Here is a 14568-nt window from a genome sequence, read left to right as displayed (position 1 = left end):
CGTAGATATGGCTAGCATAAAAAATCTTTTTCTAGGATATCACATTAACGAGCAAATTTACGCAGGCACTCGAACTCTAGTTTATCGCGGCCTTCGGTGTTCAAATGGGCAGCCAGTAGTGATCAAACTGCTGCGAAATGACTTTCCCCGCTTCCACGAACTGGTTCACTTCCGCAACCAATACGTCATTGCTAAAAACTTAGAGATCCCTGGCAGTGTCAAGGCATACAGCCTGGAGACATACCATAATCACTATGCTCTGGTGATGGAAGACTTTGGGGGAATTTCCTTATGTAGCTACCTCGCTCGTCTAGCATCCGAGAGCAACGAACCCCTAGAAGGCTTGCCCGTTAGCGAGTTTCTGCCTATTGCGATTCAAATTGCCAACTCCCTCGACGGACTATATCGCCACCACGTCATCCATAAAGACCTCAAACCGGCCAACATTCTCATTAACCCCAGCAGCAAACAAGTCAAGCTGATTGACTTCAGCATCGCTTCCCTACTGCCTCGCGAAACCCAAGAAATTCAAAATCCCAACGTGCTTGAAGGCACTTTACCCTACATATCTCCCGAACAAACTGGGCGGATGAACCGAGGTATTGATTACCGCACAGATTTCTACTCGCTGGGAGTCACATTCTACGAATTACTAACAGGAAAGTTACCCTTCCAAGCGGATGACGCAATGGATTTGGTACACTGCCACCTCGCCAAACAGCCCCTCCCAGCCTCAAGTGTAAACCAGAGCGTTCCATTGGTGCTGTCTGAGATTGTCGGCAAGCTGATGGCAAAGAATGCTGAAGCTCGCTATCAAAGCGCCCTAGGACTAAAGTTTGATTTGGAAACTTGTTTATTCCAGTGGAAAGAAACAGGGAGGCTAACTAACTTTAAAATAGGGGAGCGAGATTTGTGCGATCGCTTCATCATCCCAGAAAAATTATACGGTAGAGAAACCGAAGTATTCTCCCTGCTATCGGCCTTCGAGCGAGTGAGTGCCGGCAGCACCGAAATGATGCTCGTTGCCGGTTTCTCCGGCATTGGTAAAACTGCTGTTGTCAACGAAGTTCACAAACCAATTGTGAGACAGCGTGGCTACTTCATCAAAGGCAAATTCGACCAATTTGCGCGCAGCCAGCCCTTCTCAGCTTTTGTACAAGCTTTTCGCGATTTAATGGGACAATTGCTCTCGGAAAGCGATGCTAAAGTTGAGGAGTGGAAGACTCAAATCCTGGCAGCATTGGGCGAAAATGCTCAGGTAATCGTTGAGGTAATTCCCGAACTAGAGCGGATTATTGGCTCGCCACCCCCGGCACCAGAACTCCTCGCCAGTGCTGCCCAAAATCGCTTCAATCGGTTATTCGAGAACTTCATCTCTATCTTCGCCACTAAAGAACATCCCCTCGTTATTTTCTTAGACGACTTGCAATGGGTAGACTCAGCCTCATTGAAGTTGATTCAACTCCTGACGAGCGATCGCGATCGGCGCTATCTCTTTTTAATTGGAGCGTATCGAGATAACGAAGTTTTTCCCGCACACCCTTTGATGGTGACATTAGCCAACATTCAAACAAGCGGATCTACGGTAAACACCATTACTCTAGATCCGCTTGAGCGCTTCCATTTGAATTGTCTGATTGCCGATACCTTAGCTTGTTCTACAGCGTTGGCTCAGCCTTTGACAGAACTCGTTTATCAGAAAACCCAAGGCAATCCATTTTTTAGCACACAATTTATCAAATCTTTGCATGAAGATGGGATAATTGAATTTAATTTTGAAGCTAGGTATTGGCAGTGCGATATTGCTAGAGTCCGAACCTTGACACTAACGGATGATGTACTAGAATTTATGGCACTTCAGTTGCGAAAGTTGCCAGCCCGGACACAGGAAGTTTTAAAGTTAGCTGCTTGTATTGGCAATCAGTTCGATTTGGCTACATTAGCAATTGTTGATGAGAATTCACCAACAGAAACAGCAACAGGTTTGTGGAAAGCATTGCAAGAAGGGTTGATTTTACCAGTTAGCGATGTTTATAAATTTTATCAAGAATGTGGTAACAGTTTATCAACATCAATCACTGGAGAAGAATCCGAGCAATCACCAGTTAACAATGACCAATTAGTTAAATACAAATTTTTCCACGATCGCGTCCAACAAGCAGCCTATTCCCTCATTCCTGAAGACGAAAAGCGCTCTACTCACTTAAAAATCGGTCAACTGCTGTTAAAGAATACGCCCGAAGCCGATCGAGAAGAAAGAATGTTTGATATTGTCAACCACTTGAATGTGGGAGTAAATCTAATTACCCACGAGCTAGATAGGGAGCAATTAGCAGGATTGAATCTCGTTGCTGGAAAAAAAGCTAAAGCTGCTACTGCCTATTCTGCTGCGGTTGAATATTTAAATATTGGCACAGAATTACTGGCAGTAAATAGTTGGGATAATCAATACGAACTAACATTAGCGCTGCATACCGAAGCAGCAGAAGCGGCATATCTAAGCGGTGACTTTGACCGGATGGAGACATTAGCATCACTCGTGGAAAGCTGCGCCAAAACGCTACTGGACAAAGTGAAGGTATATGAAGTACAGATAGAAGCTTATATGGCGCAAAATAAGCTACAGGAAGCCCTGAATACAGGGTTGCCAGTCTTACAGCAGTTGGGGGTAGAGTTTCCCTCCGAGCCAAATTTCTCTGATATTGGACAGGCACTAGGAGAAACCGCGTCAATTTTGAGCGGAAAGGGAACTGAGGACTTAATTGATCTTCCTCTGATGACAGATCCTCAACAACTAGCAACTATAACGATTCTGTCAAGCCTATTTACTCCTGCCTACATAGGGCTGCCACCACTCGCGCCTTTGGTAGTTTGCAAACAGGTCAATTTATCTGTCCAATATGGCAATGCTTCTTTGTCTCCCTATGCTTTTGCCATATATAGTTATCTTCTCTGTGGCATGGGAGATATTGAGAGGGGCTATCAATTAGGTGAACTTGCTTTACGTCTAGTGTCAAAGTTGAATGCCAAAGAAATCCAAGCGAAGACATCCGCAATGGTTCATTCTAGTATTCAAATTTGGAAAGAACACCTCAGAAATACCTTACAACCTTTGCTGTCAGATTATTTTTGTGGGCTGGAAACCGGAGAGTTAGAATTTGCTGGTTATGCTATCTTTCAATACAGTTATTACTCGTATTTTATTGGTAAGCAACTAACGCAACTCGAACGAGAGATAGCAAGCTACGCAGATGCCGTTAGTAAAATTCACCAAGAAGCAGCACTTTCTTATCTAAAAATTTGTTGGCAAGCCGTTTTTAACTTAATAGGAATATCACCATATCCCTGCCATTTAAAGGGAGAAGCCTATGAGGAAGAGATAATGTTACAACTGTATCAGCGAACCAATAACTACCTGGGAATTCATTACTTATACTTGCACAAACTTGTGCTTTGTTATTTGTTTGAACATTACCCAGAGGCCTTGAAAAATATGGCTCAAATAGAAACTTATTTGAGCGCAGCTTCAGGGCAGATAACTGTTGCCATATTTTATTTCTACGATTCTCTAGTGAGATTGGCGGTGTATTCTGATACTCCAGAGTCAGAACAACAGGAACTTCTCGATCGAGTACAAGCTAATCAAGAAAAAATGCAAAAATGGGCACATCATGCCCCCATGAATCATCTGCATAAATTCTATCTAGTAGAGGCAGAACGGCATCGGGTTTTAAACCAAAAAATAGAAGCGCTTGAGATGTACGACAAGGCGATCGCACTCGCCAAAGAAAACGAATACCTCAACGAGGAAGCTCTAGCTCACGAACTCGCTGCTAAATTCTATTTAGAATGGGGGAAAGAAAAAATCGCCAAACCCTATTTAATTGATGCTTACTATGCTTACGCTCGTTGGGGAGCAAAAGCAAAGATTGACCATCTAGAACAGCGTTATCCCCAATTGCTTGCTGTGATCCTGCAACAGGAGCGAACTCGCCAGAATCCGAGCGAAACAATTCACACCTCCACCGATAGTGAATCATCCGTATCTAACACGAATAGAACAATTATCGGTAGCACCAGCAGTTGGGGCTTAGTAGATTTGCCGACAGTGATCAAAGCTTCTCAAGCTCTATCGAGCGAAATTAAACTCGATCAATTGCTCACTACCCTCATGCAAGTGGTGGTAAAGAATGCCGGAGCACAAACCGGAGCATTAATTTTGAAGGAAGAGGGAAACTGGAGGATAAACGTCCACTGCACCAACCGTCAAGACTGCCTTCTGCAATCAATGCCGGTTGAGGAGAGCGAAGTAATTCCTCTGACCCTGATCAACTACGTCAAACGTACAAAAGAAACCCTGATTTTTGATGATGCTAGCAATCAACCAAGATTTGTATCTGACCCCTACATAATCCACCACCAACCTCAAAGCCTGCTGTGCACTCCGATCAGCGAGCGAGGGAAAATGATGGGGATTTTGTATTTGGAAAATAATTTAGCAACAGGGGTATTCACGGGCGATCGCGTCGCCATCCTCAATATCCTGTGCTCCCAAGCAGCAATTTCCTTACAAAACGCCCGACTGTATCAACAATCTCAGGAATATGCCCAAAAACTAGAGCTTTATCTTCAGGATCTCAAACAGATGCAGTTGCAATTGGTACAGGGTGAGAAAATGTCGGCTCTGGGAAATTTAGTCGCTGGTGTAGCCCACGAAATTAACAATCCCGTAGGCTTTATCGCTGGCAATTTGCAACCTGCTCAAGAATACGTGGGGGATTTATTCAATTTGATTGATCTCTATCAAGAAAAATTTCCCAATCCGGGAGTGGAAATTGAAGCAGAAATAGAGGATATGGACTTGGAGTATTTGCGAGAAGATTTGCCCAAATTGATTGGCTCGATGCAGGAGGGAGTCGATCGCATCCGCAATATCAGTACGAGTCTGAGAACGTTTTCCAGGGCAGATAGCGATCGACCAGTTGCTTTCAATATTCACGATGGACTTGAAAGCACTCTGCTAATTCTCAAGCACCGTTTAAAAGCCAGCGAGTTCCGCCCTGCCATTGAAGTTGTGAAAGACTATGGTAACTTACCCCTCATAAAATGCTTTCCGGGACAGTTAAACCAGGTATTTATGAATGTGCTGGCGAATGCTATTGACGCTCTGGAGGAGTCAAATAAGGAACGCAGTTTTAATGAAATCAAAGCTCTACCTAATCAAATCATGGTTCAAACTGCTCTGAGCGAATCCAACAATCAGGTTTTGATTCGGATTAAGGATAATGGAGTGGGGATGTCAGCCGAAGTCAAGGAAAACATCTTTAACCACTTATTCACCACCAAGTCTGTAGGTCAAGGAACTGGATTAGGATTGTCGATAGCCCACCAAATTGTTGTGGAAAAACATGGAGGTACATTAGTGGTGAATTCTTCCCTCGGTCAGGGTTCGGAGTTTGTGATTTCTATTCCGGTGTGATCCTTTCGTAGTAGGGCTTGAGGGCAATTAGTGCCGCCTCGCAATTACAGGCCACGTTATTAGAAGAAACCAGAAACTGGGCACGGGGAACGAGCAACAGGCTAGGGGTTTTCGTGGTAGGAACTAGCGACTATGGACTAGGGAAACAAAGAATCTAGACTAATTCCCCCATCCTTCGCCCGCACCTTATTAGTGATGGAGACAGCGGTTTGCAACCGCCCGCTTTACCAACTCTCTTCCCTTTTTTTGTGCCCGGTTTTGAGTTAAGAGTTCCCTGGAGATTTTCAGCCTCTACCTTACCGAAATGAAAGCAGCTATCATGCTACTGAGATTGTGGAGTTGAGTTTCATAATATGATACGCAGCGCGCACCCTACGTTAATAAGGTGCGCGCTTGACGCTTGACGCTGAGATGTACGGAGAGGGTGGGATTTGAACCCACGTTAGAGTTACCCCTAAAGTAGATTTCGAGTCTACCGCATTCAACCGCTCTGCCACCTCTCCAATTGATTTGAGATGTGAGCTAAAAGTATTTTACCGCACAGTGTGCCAGATTGTAAATCTTTATAAAAAAGAAGTTTGATTTTCTTCAGATTCCAAAGTGGTCTTAAATCCCCCTGCTGGAGTCCACTGCAGGGCTCCGTCGCGGCCTGTCCAGAATATCTGAGTTTTGCTTTGGCGCAGTTGGGCTGCGGTTTCTGGGTCGATTTCGTTAGCAGATGCGATCGCCACTTGTGGCCCCACTGCGCTTAATAACTCAGCCGTCAGGGCTTTTCCTGACCACCACAGCACTTGAGCCGGCTTCAAGGTTCCCGTTGCTGCCAATTTTTTTTGCATTTCCGGTGTCATTTCACCGACGAGCAACCAAGTTCGATTTCCCACCAGGAATTCTACCACCGGAATCTCCGCATTCACGAACTGTAACCGCGTCGAACCCAGATCAACTGTACTGTTAGTTTCTAAAGGAAAGTAAACGCCTTGGCGAGATTGCACAGCCGTCATAAATTCCTGATTGTTGCCACGGTGAATTTGTTTCGGAGCGTTGTTATCATAAAATGTTTTAATTGGCAAGCGTTCGAGTAATTTTCCCCAACCACCGCTCAAACCTAAATGACCGTGAGAGGCGATCGCAAAATTCACAGAATTAACTCCTTGCTGCTGCAAAAAAGGCAACACTGTAAACCTTACAGTATTTTCATCACCGCTATTAATTAGCGCCACTTTTCCCCTATCTTGAATTACTAACACTGGTTCGCCAGATGTCGCCAGCAAAGTAACTTGAAATAAAGAGGATTGAACGTGCCAAGCTGGCAAAACTATGATACTTACTCCCGCCACAAGAGCCAGCGGTAAAATCCAAGCCGATGAAAAACTCGGCAGCGCAATAACTCTACTTTTCCCCTTTTTCCCTTTCCCTTTTTCCTGGCTTTGCCCTCTGACTGCTTCCGCTTCCGGCTTCCGTCTTTTTTCTTCCTTCCTCCTTCTATCCTTTACATCCGTTACAGAATCCGTTGCCGAACTTCCCCCGATCCAAACCCAGCAAATTAAACTGTAAAGCGCGATTAGCTGAAACACCGATACTTGACCGACAGCTACCGAATTACCGGGTAATTGCGAGAAATATTGGGCGATCGCAATTAACCCCTTTGCCGGATAATCGAGCAGTTGCGCTAAAACACTGCCAGCGGGCGGAAAAATCAATCCAGCTAAAGCGCTAACCATCCCCCCAATACTCAAAATCCACAGCAAAGGAGCCGCAATAATATTAACTAAAATGCTGTAAGGTGATACCACGCTAAAAACGTAAAGTAGCAGTGGTAGCACCCAAACTGAAGCGGCGATCGGAACCACAAGAATCGAAGCAATCGCGGGCGGCATCCAGTCCAACTTTGCCATCAGTGGCGGCGTTGTCACGATTAACCCCAAAGTCGCCAAAAAACTCAGTTGAAAACCTAAATCCCAAATCCACAAAGGGTTAACCAGCAATAAAATAGTAGCAGCAATTAACAGCAATCCCAGCGGCTTAACTTGGCGGCTCAGCACCAAAGCAAATAGTGTTCCAAATCCCATCAAAGCGGCGCGGCATACTGATGGTTCAAAGCCAGTTAGCCCCACAAGCAAAAATAAAGCACCGACGCCAAAGCTAAATTGTAATTGTTTGGAAAAACGCCTGGTTAAAGCTAGAACTAAAGCCAAAACCATCGAAACTTGAGTGCCGGAAGCTGCGATCGCGTGGGCTAATCCAGCCTGCACAAAATAGTCGCGGATGTTGTAAGGTAAATCTACTGCTTGTTTGCCGAGGGCGATCGCACTGATTAAGGGCCCTTCGGGAACATTTAACTGCGATAGTTGCGATCGCACGATCCGCTGCCGCATCCCTTGAATTTTCGATGGCTGCATCCCGCTTGGCTCCAAGAAAGCAGCCGTTTGACTGTTAACTCGATTTACATCGGCGATCGCATTTTCTCTCCTCCAGTCGATTTGACGGCCTTTGAGCCCTACAAAAGCCCCTTCTCTGGCTAAATATGCTTGAAAATTAAAAGCCCCTGGATTCGACGGTGGCTGCGGTTTGTACAAGGAGCCCACCACTGCGATCGTATTTTCGGCGTACAAACCCGTTGCTTGCAGCAGTGGCAGTGTAACGTAGAGCTTGCCGGATACTGGGCGGTTTACGACTGCTCCTCCCTCGCCGCCGTTGATTTCGCTAACTAAATCTGTTTCTAGCCAAAATTGCGATCGTCCCGATCGAGTCAATCGAGGCGTACTGACAACTCTACCGCGAACCGTCACTGCCACTTCTTGAGTGTTCCCAACCGCCGGAATCAGTTTGCTGATGTCATCTATTGCCGGTTGGGGCGATCGAACTGCAAAATAAACGCTAGCTAGAAATGCCAGCAAACCAGCAACCGCCCACACCCATTTCGCTCTCGGCAGCATCTCCAACAAACTCAACTCTTCCCTCGCATCTAAGGGTTCTTCAAGAGCATTTTCTTTTTGTCGGCTGCGTCTTTTCTTAGTAATTTTGACAGAAGTTTTAGTAAAATTTCGCAACAATTTCGGCAGGGCGATCGCCACCGCTATTCCCAAAGCAAGTATCGCGTATCTACCCCAAGGAACCGCTGTAGAAATCAATCCCAAAATGTATGCAAGACAGAAGATGACACCCGTTACTTGATTCATTAATTAATTAGTAATTTAGAGGGGGAATATTTCAGGGAAACCTATGCCGGACGTATGCACTCCTTACCCAAAAAAACGGGTTTTTAAACCTAGATAAAAAGCTAAACGCTGTGTATTTAGATAAAAAACCCAGTATCTCGCTACCCGTGCGTAAGTTAAGGCAAAATTTCTTTCCTTACATTCTTTCCCTTCCCCTTCCCCTTCCTCTTCCTCTTCTAAATAGACAGCCCCAATTTTAAACCGAAAGCCGCGTGCAGCACCATAAGTGCAAGGGCTGTCGTGCCTAAATAAGCGTGAACCGCGCGCAGTGCCAGCTTATTGCCCCCAAAACCCGTTAGCGAAATCAAGCTACCAACAGCCAGCAAAACCAGCACTGCCGAACCTGTCCAAAAATGCGGACTTTCCATGACTGGCTGGTGCTGCATCACCAGTGACAGCAAGCCGCCTGTATAGCCCAAAGCTAGAAACAGAAACATCCACGGTGCAAGCTTGCGGTGATCCGAGCGACTTTTGAGTGCGACATCTTTATCGGTGGCCAAACGTCCCTGCCATCCCGTATACCCGACAAAACTGCCCATCGCCACCACCACGATCCCCATCATTACAGGGTGTCCCCAGTGGGTAATTGGTTCGGGAATTCCCAGAGTGCGAAATTGACTGGCGATGGGTTCTAGTAGTTCGCTGAGATTGATCATTTGCTTGAGATTCCTAACTTGGCGATAAATATTTGAGGACTAATCATTAAAGTATTATAAAATTAGTTTAGCAAGTGCGAGCGTGCACTTCAAAGAGCCGTTTAACCTAACAGCCAAACATTGGCCAGAAGCTTAGATATACGCAAAACTTAGCCGGCTGAAGCCGGCTGTGAGATTTTTACAGCAATGATGCTGTTTCAAGTTAATTGTTACCTTTATCGGCTAAATCGAAATGCTAAAATAAATGCAATTCGCCCGCACGTCACACCCCGTGGGCTGCCGCCCAATCTTCACAGCCTCATCCTCACTCTGGATGTTAAATTTTACCTGCCTGCTCAAAGTTAATTTCAATTCCTTGACTTTTCAATGGCAAAGTGAGAAATTAACATCGCAGCCGACGATCACTCACACTTCTACATTTTGCTAATCGTTCTCAAGGGAGAATCAACTATTGAAAAAAAACTAGAGGTTCCAAGTTTGAGACTTCTGGCATAAAGTATGCCGTCTGCCCAGGCTCACTTCGATCGACTGAGCGCTAAACCGTCTGAAGGTACCCTGATAGCACCCTTGTCTGTTGAGCAGCCATCGCTGTGCACCTAAATGAACCCTCTCAACTAACTCGCTGGGGATTCGGTTTTAGCAGACAAGCAGCCATTTTCGTTGTCGCCTTCCTCGGAACCGTGCAATCGCTACACTCACTGAGCCGTCGCTAAAGTAGCTTCCGAAGGTTGGATTTGATACTTTACGAGATTTGCCAGTTCTTGTAACTGATTAATCGCTTCCGCACCTTCTAGTTTCATGAGTTCGCGGTCGTCCCGCATCTCAGTCCAAGTGATACCGTAATCTGACACTAAGAATCGAATCAGATGGTTGTCCGTCAAACTGACCATAAATGAGGCACTGTTCATCTGACCCCCGCAAGTGTAGCAGGATGCCAGGTAACCCCGATGCTCTAGCACGATCGCTAAAGCTTGGAGGTTCATTACCAAATCTTGAACGAATTTACGGTGTTGTTCTGCAAGTCTCAGAAACACAGTTCTCCTCCTATCACCACACCGTGTATTTTACATCCCATTTAATAATTTCTTAATAAGTGGGTATTTAGGTGCTGGTTTAGTATACGTTTAGTATGCTCAAAAAAAATCGGATTAGCGACCTCTTCAGCCTACCTATACTACATTAACCGAGTTGTGCTCGAAACGCAGTATCAGCAGCGACATTCAGCCAAAACAGGCTCTAGCGGGGGACTCCAGCCGGAAAATTTGCCTGCTGTAAAGGGTGATTCAGCCGTTGGATAGCCCAAAGATACAAATAACTAATGATAGTAATCAAATTAGTTAAGTATAAGAGTTCAATCACCCTGGGGATACTCCTCCCAAAGCGTCGTCGTCTGCCGCAAGCTCCGAAAATCGCCATTCCCCAAAATCAAGTGATCCAGTAGCGGAATCGACAAAAACTGCGCTCCCGCCAGCAACTGTCGCGTCAAAGCAATATCCTCCGGGCTTGGTTCCACAATCCCGGAGGGGTGATTGTGCGAGATAATCGCCCGCGTCGCCCCCTGGCGGATCACCTCGCGAAAAATATCCCGTGGGTGAGCCAAAGTTTCCGTTGCTGTGCCGATAGTAATTACCTGAGTACCCAGCAGCCGATTTTTCACATCTAGCAGCACCACAGCAAAACGTTCCTGAGACTGCCACATCAAATCCTGACTCAGGGCATCCGCCGCTGCTTGGGGAGAGTCAACCACAGCCATTTCCGGCGGCCGCGACTGAAATACCCGCTTCCCCAACTCCACCGCAGCCAAAATCGAAGTCGCCTTAGCAGGGCCAATCCCGTGAATCTGCGTCAACTCCTGCACGCTAATGGTGCGTAGCACAGCCAGAGCATCACGTTGGTGCAAACTCAACTGATTTAAAATATACTGTCCGAGCCCGACGGCGGAAAGTTTGCCGGGTCCTTGACCAGTACCCAGGAGAATCGCAATCAATTCCGCAGTCGCCAAACTTTTTGGGCCGCCGGCCATCAACCGTTCCCGTGGCCGTTCACTCGTTGGCAAATCGACAATTCTCAAGCTGTAAGTCATAGCTGCACCCGCACCGCAAGCTCAACAATTAGACAATTTTAGCTGATCGATTTGCGTTCTTCAATTCGTACAATCACCGAAAAAAGCCTTGATCATTAACCGAGGCTGTTGGCAGATAAAATCTAAGGCAACGTTTCACAAGCGATCGAGTCTCGATCTCGATCGAGCTTAAACGGATCGCCCGGATATGCCTCTAACACTCGCTGCGCTTCGGCTTGACTCGCAAAGTCAGAACAGTCGCAATCCGAGTTAACGCAGCTCGGAAAATCGGCACTTTTAACCTTCGGTTGAGAAGACTCATAAATAACTTTCTTGGTATCTTTCTTTGGCTGCTGTGCATCAATAGCAATCTCTGCGGTTCGCTCAACAGATTTGACTGAAGATGGCAATTTGCGATCTGGCCCTGGTTTGGCAAGTGCAGGTACCTTCGCAGAAATTGCAGGTTTCGGTGTTGGTGTCGGCGTTTTCACAGTCTCCGGCTTGGGTGTCGGCGCTGCCGAAAGCAGTGACGGCTTAGCGGTTTGAGATGATACTAGCGGATCGCTTGGGGCCGTAAGCGCCACTGAAACTTCCTGAGACGGAGGGGGTACGGTGACGCGAACAAGCACAAACGAAGCCGCCATCAACCCGCCGTACATCGCGATCGATCGCTTGCGGGTTGGTGCGACCACCCATTTCGGATTAACAATACCCAGAAAGAAGGTCGGGATAGACAATAGAAAGCTTAGGACGAAAAAATTAAACATAGCGATTTTTAGCAGTAAAAAAGAGAAGTCACCCAGGACGCAGAAACCCGGTTTCTTTTACCAAAATCCGAGGTGAAGCACAAAGGATATCTGTTTATTAAAGAACCTGAGTTATTTAATCCCTGTGCGTAATTCCTGACAAGTTAACTTGCTTATTTATCTGCCGACCAACTCACAAATCCCTATGATTTACGAAGTAAACTAGAACGTTGGACACCTGACCCTCGTGTAACCGGGTTTCTGAGTGTATCTCTCCTTACTAAGCCTACGATTTTTTCCTACAGTTCGCGATCGCACTCCGACGCCTATAAACCGGGGTTTTTAATTGCAGTAAATGATGAGAACCAAGTATTTTTCTTAAAAAACTACGTTTCTAGCCCCAACCGGCCGTAAGTCCTGGTAAAATTTCTTGTAATGCTGCCAAAAAAGTGAAATGCATACCCAGCTACCTTCAGCGCAAAGGTGCGCTTACCCTAAATTCTGGCCATTCAGTTGAGGCCAGCAGCCCCGATGAAACTGGTTGTGGCGCCTTAGGTGCTGTCACCCCAAGCAAAAGGAACGAAACTGCCATCAAGCCGCCGTACAAGGCAGCCGATCGCTTGCGAGTTCCCAGTCCCACCCATTGAGGATTTAGCAGACCCAGACAAAAAGCCGGTGTGGAAAACATGAAAGTTAATACAAACAAGCTGGACATCACGCACCTCCGACTACCGAATTGCAGCGATTAATTACTTTTATCTCCAATTAATAGCTCAAAAATCCGCTTAAAAAAGTTGCAATTTTAGGATTTATAACTTGAGAATTATTGCTGTTTATCAAACAATAATAAAATTTTAAAAATCTCTTACTTTAGGTAGTTGTTAAAAAAATAAGAGCTTTCTAGACACTCCAAAAAATTAGCTTAAAATAAATACTAAATTCCTTAATCAAAATATGAAAGTCCGCTTTAATGTAGTACGCCAAAATCAAAACGAGGCTCCCCGGGTTCACACTTACACCCTAGACGTGGAAGAGAGCAATACCATCCTCGACTGCCTCAACAGTATTAAGTGGGAACACGACGGCACTTTAGCTTTTCGCAAAAATTGTCGCAATACAATTTGCGGCAGTTGTTCTATGCGAATTAACGGTCGATCGGCATTAGCTTGCAAAGAAAATGTAGCCAGCGAACTCGCAAGACTGCGAAAAATAGCTGATTCCAGCTCAGCAGAAATGCCTACCGATTTCATCCCAGAAATCACCGTCGCCCCAATGGGAAATATGCCGGTTATTAAAGATTTGGTTGTTGACATGACCAGTTTTTGGGACAACCTAGAAGCAGTTGAACCCTATGTCAGCACCGCCTCGCGAGCAATTCCAGAACGCGAATTTCTGCAAACTCCAGAAGAGCGATCGAAACTCGACCAAACCGGCAACTGCATCCTCTGCGGCGCGTGCTATTCTGAGTGCAACGCCCGCGAAGTCAACCCGGAATTTGTCGGCCCCCACGCCCTCGCCAAAGCTTACCGCACGATCGCCGACTCCCGCGACAGCGAAACCGAAAATCGACTGGAGAAATACAACGAAGGCACCGCAGGCGTCTGGGGATGCACCCGCTGTTACTACTGCAACTCGGTTTGTCCGATGGAAGTCGCGCCGATGGATCAAATTGGTAAGATTAAACAAGAGATTCTCGATCGCAAAGACGACCAAGCCAGTCGATCGATCCGTCACCGCAAAGTCTTAATCGATCTCGTCAAAGAAGGCGGCTGGATAGATGAGCGGAAATTTGGCATCGAAGTAGTAGGAAACTACTTCCGCGACGTTAAAGGTCTGCTGAGTCTGGGCCCGTTGGGTTTGAGAATGATCGCTCGCGGCAAGTTCCCGCTGTTTTTTGAGCCTTCCGAAGGTACTGAAACCGTGCGAAATCTGATCGAATCGGTTCAAAGTTTAGAAAAGTCAGCAGATTAGCGATCGGCTGTCATTTTCCTGGTAAATTACAAGTTGTGCGATCGCAAAGCTTCCCCAAAATCATCACTCAAAACTCGAAACTTAAAACTTTTAAATGACTGCTCAAACTCCTCCATCCCCAAAACCGACAACCCCAAATACCCCAAAACCAGAACCAGCCTTTGGGTGGAATGCCTACGCCGAACAAATCAACGGACGATTTGCGATGGTGGGGTTCGTGGGACTTTTGCTGCTAGAATTCTTCACCCGTCAGGATTTTTTCACCTGGCTGGGTCTGCGTTAAATTAATCTGAATTAAGCAAAAAAGGAAGCTGAAAAATTATTGAGATTTCAGCTTCCTTTCTATTTTTAAGAGTTATTTAGGGCTTGCTGAATAATCGATAGCCAACCAAGAGCAGGAGCGATCCATATATTCAAGCTTGGTTAAATATAAGTT

9 protein-coding genes and 1 tRNA gene are annotated in these 14568 nt (G+C 46.0%); 3 read left to right on the top strand and 7 right to left on the bottom strand.

Annotation, left to right across the window (positions count from 1 at the left end; genetic code table 11):
• The first annotated feature begins 7 nt into the window (after nt 1-7).
• Entirely contained in the window at nt 8-5479 is a 5472-nt protein-coding gene (locus tag QT979_RS17615) for an AAA family ATPase (protein WP_333311239.1), read from the top strand.
• 416 nt (nt 5480-5895) lie between these two features.
• On the opposite strand, the gene QT979_RS17610 is transcribed toward QT979_RS17615, so the two are convergent.
• The 7 genes from QT979_RS17610 to QT979_RS17580 form a co-directional block, all read right to left on the bottom strand.
• A tRNA-Ser gene (locus QT979_RS17610) sits at nt 5896-5982 on the bottom strand.
• A gap of 60 nt (nt 5983-6042) precedes the next feature.
• The gene (locus tag QT979_RS17605; RefSeq protein WP_333213128.1) at nt 6043-8658 is read right to left on the bottom strand and encodes a ComEC/Rec2 family competence protein; all 2616 of its coding nucleotides are present in this window, start codon (nt 8656-8658) and stop codon (nt 6043-6045) included.
• A 215-nt stretch (nt 8659-8873) separates the two neighbouring features.
• Nucleotides 8874-9353 carry a DUF4079 domain-containing protein gene (locus QT979_RS17600; protein WP_333213129.1) on the bottom strand — a complete coding sequence of 160 codons (480 nt, stop codon included), beginning with the start codon at nt 9351-9353 and terminating at the stop codon, nt 8874-8876.
• Between the two features lie 695 nt (nt 9354-10048).
• Nucleotides 10049-10387 carry a DUF1815 family protein gene (locus QT979_RS17595; protein ID WP_015176985.1) on the bottom strand — a complete coding sequence of 113 codons (339 nt, stop codon included), beginning with the start codon at nt 10385-10387 and terminating at the stop codon, nt 10049-10051.
• Nucleotides 10388-10704: 317 nt separating this feature from the next.
• Complete coding sequence (radC, locus tag QT979_RS17590; protein ID WP_333213130.1) at nt 10705-11436, bottom strand: RadC family protein; 732 nt, start codon at nt 11434-11436, stop codon at nt 10705-10707.
• A gap of 122 nt (nt 11437-11558) precedes the next feature.
• Nucleotides 11559-12107: an excalibur calcium-binding domain-containing protein gene (locus QT979_RS17585; RefSeq protein WP_333311238.1), complete on the bottom strand. Its 549-nt coding sequence runs from the start codon at nt 12105-12107 to the stop codon at nt 11559-11561.
• Between the two features lie 526 nt (nt 12108-12633).
• On the bottom strand, nt 12634-12876 hold the full coding sequence (locus QT979_RS17580; RefSeq protein ID WP_333213132.1) for a hypothetical protein: 243 nt from the start codon (nt 12874-12876) through the stop codon (nt 12634-12636).
• 239 nt (nt 12877-13115) lie between these two features.
• Between QT979_RS17580 and QT979_RS17575 the strand changes: the two genes are divergently transcribed.
• Both QT979_RS17575 and QT979_RS17570 read left to right on the top strand, forming a co-directional pair.
• On the top strand, nt 13116-14132 hold the full coding sequence (locus QT979_RS17575; protein WP_333213133.1) for a succinate dehydrogenase/fumarate reductase iron-sulfur subunit: 1017 nt from the start codon (nt 13116-13118) through the stop codon (nt 14130-14132).
• 94 nt (nt 14133-14226) lie between these two features.
• The gene (locus tag QT979_RS17570) at nt 14227-14415 is read left to right on the top strand and encodes a chlorophyll a/b-binding protein (protein ID WP_333106934.1); all 189 of its coding nucleotides are present in this window, start codon (nt 14227-14229) and stop codon (nt 14413-14415) included.
• The last annotated feature ends 153 nt before the right edge of the window (nt 14416-14568 follow it).

Origin of the sequence: Microcoleus sp. w2-18bC1 (genome assembly GCF_036700365.1) — a bacterium.
GTDB lineage: Bacteria > Cyanobacteriota > Cyanobacteriia > Cyanobacteriales > Microcoleaceae > Microcoleus.
Note: the sequence above shows the minus strand (reverse complement) of the source record. Positions and strands in the feature narration are given on the sequence as shown.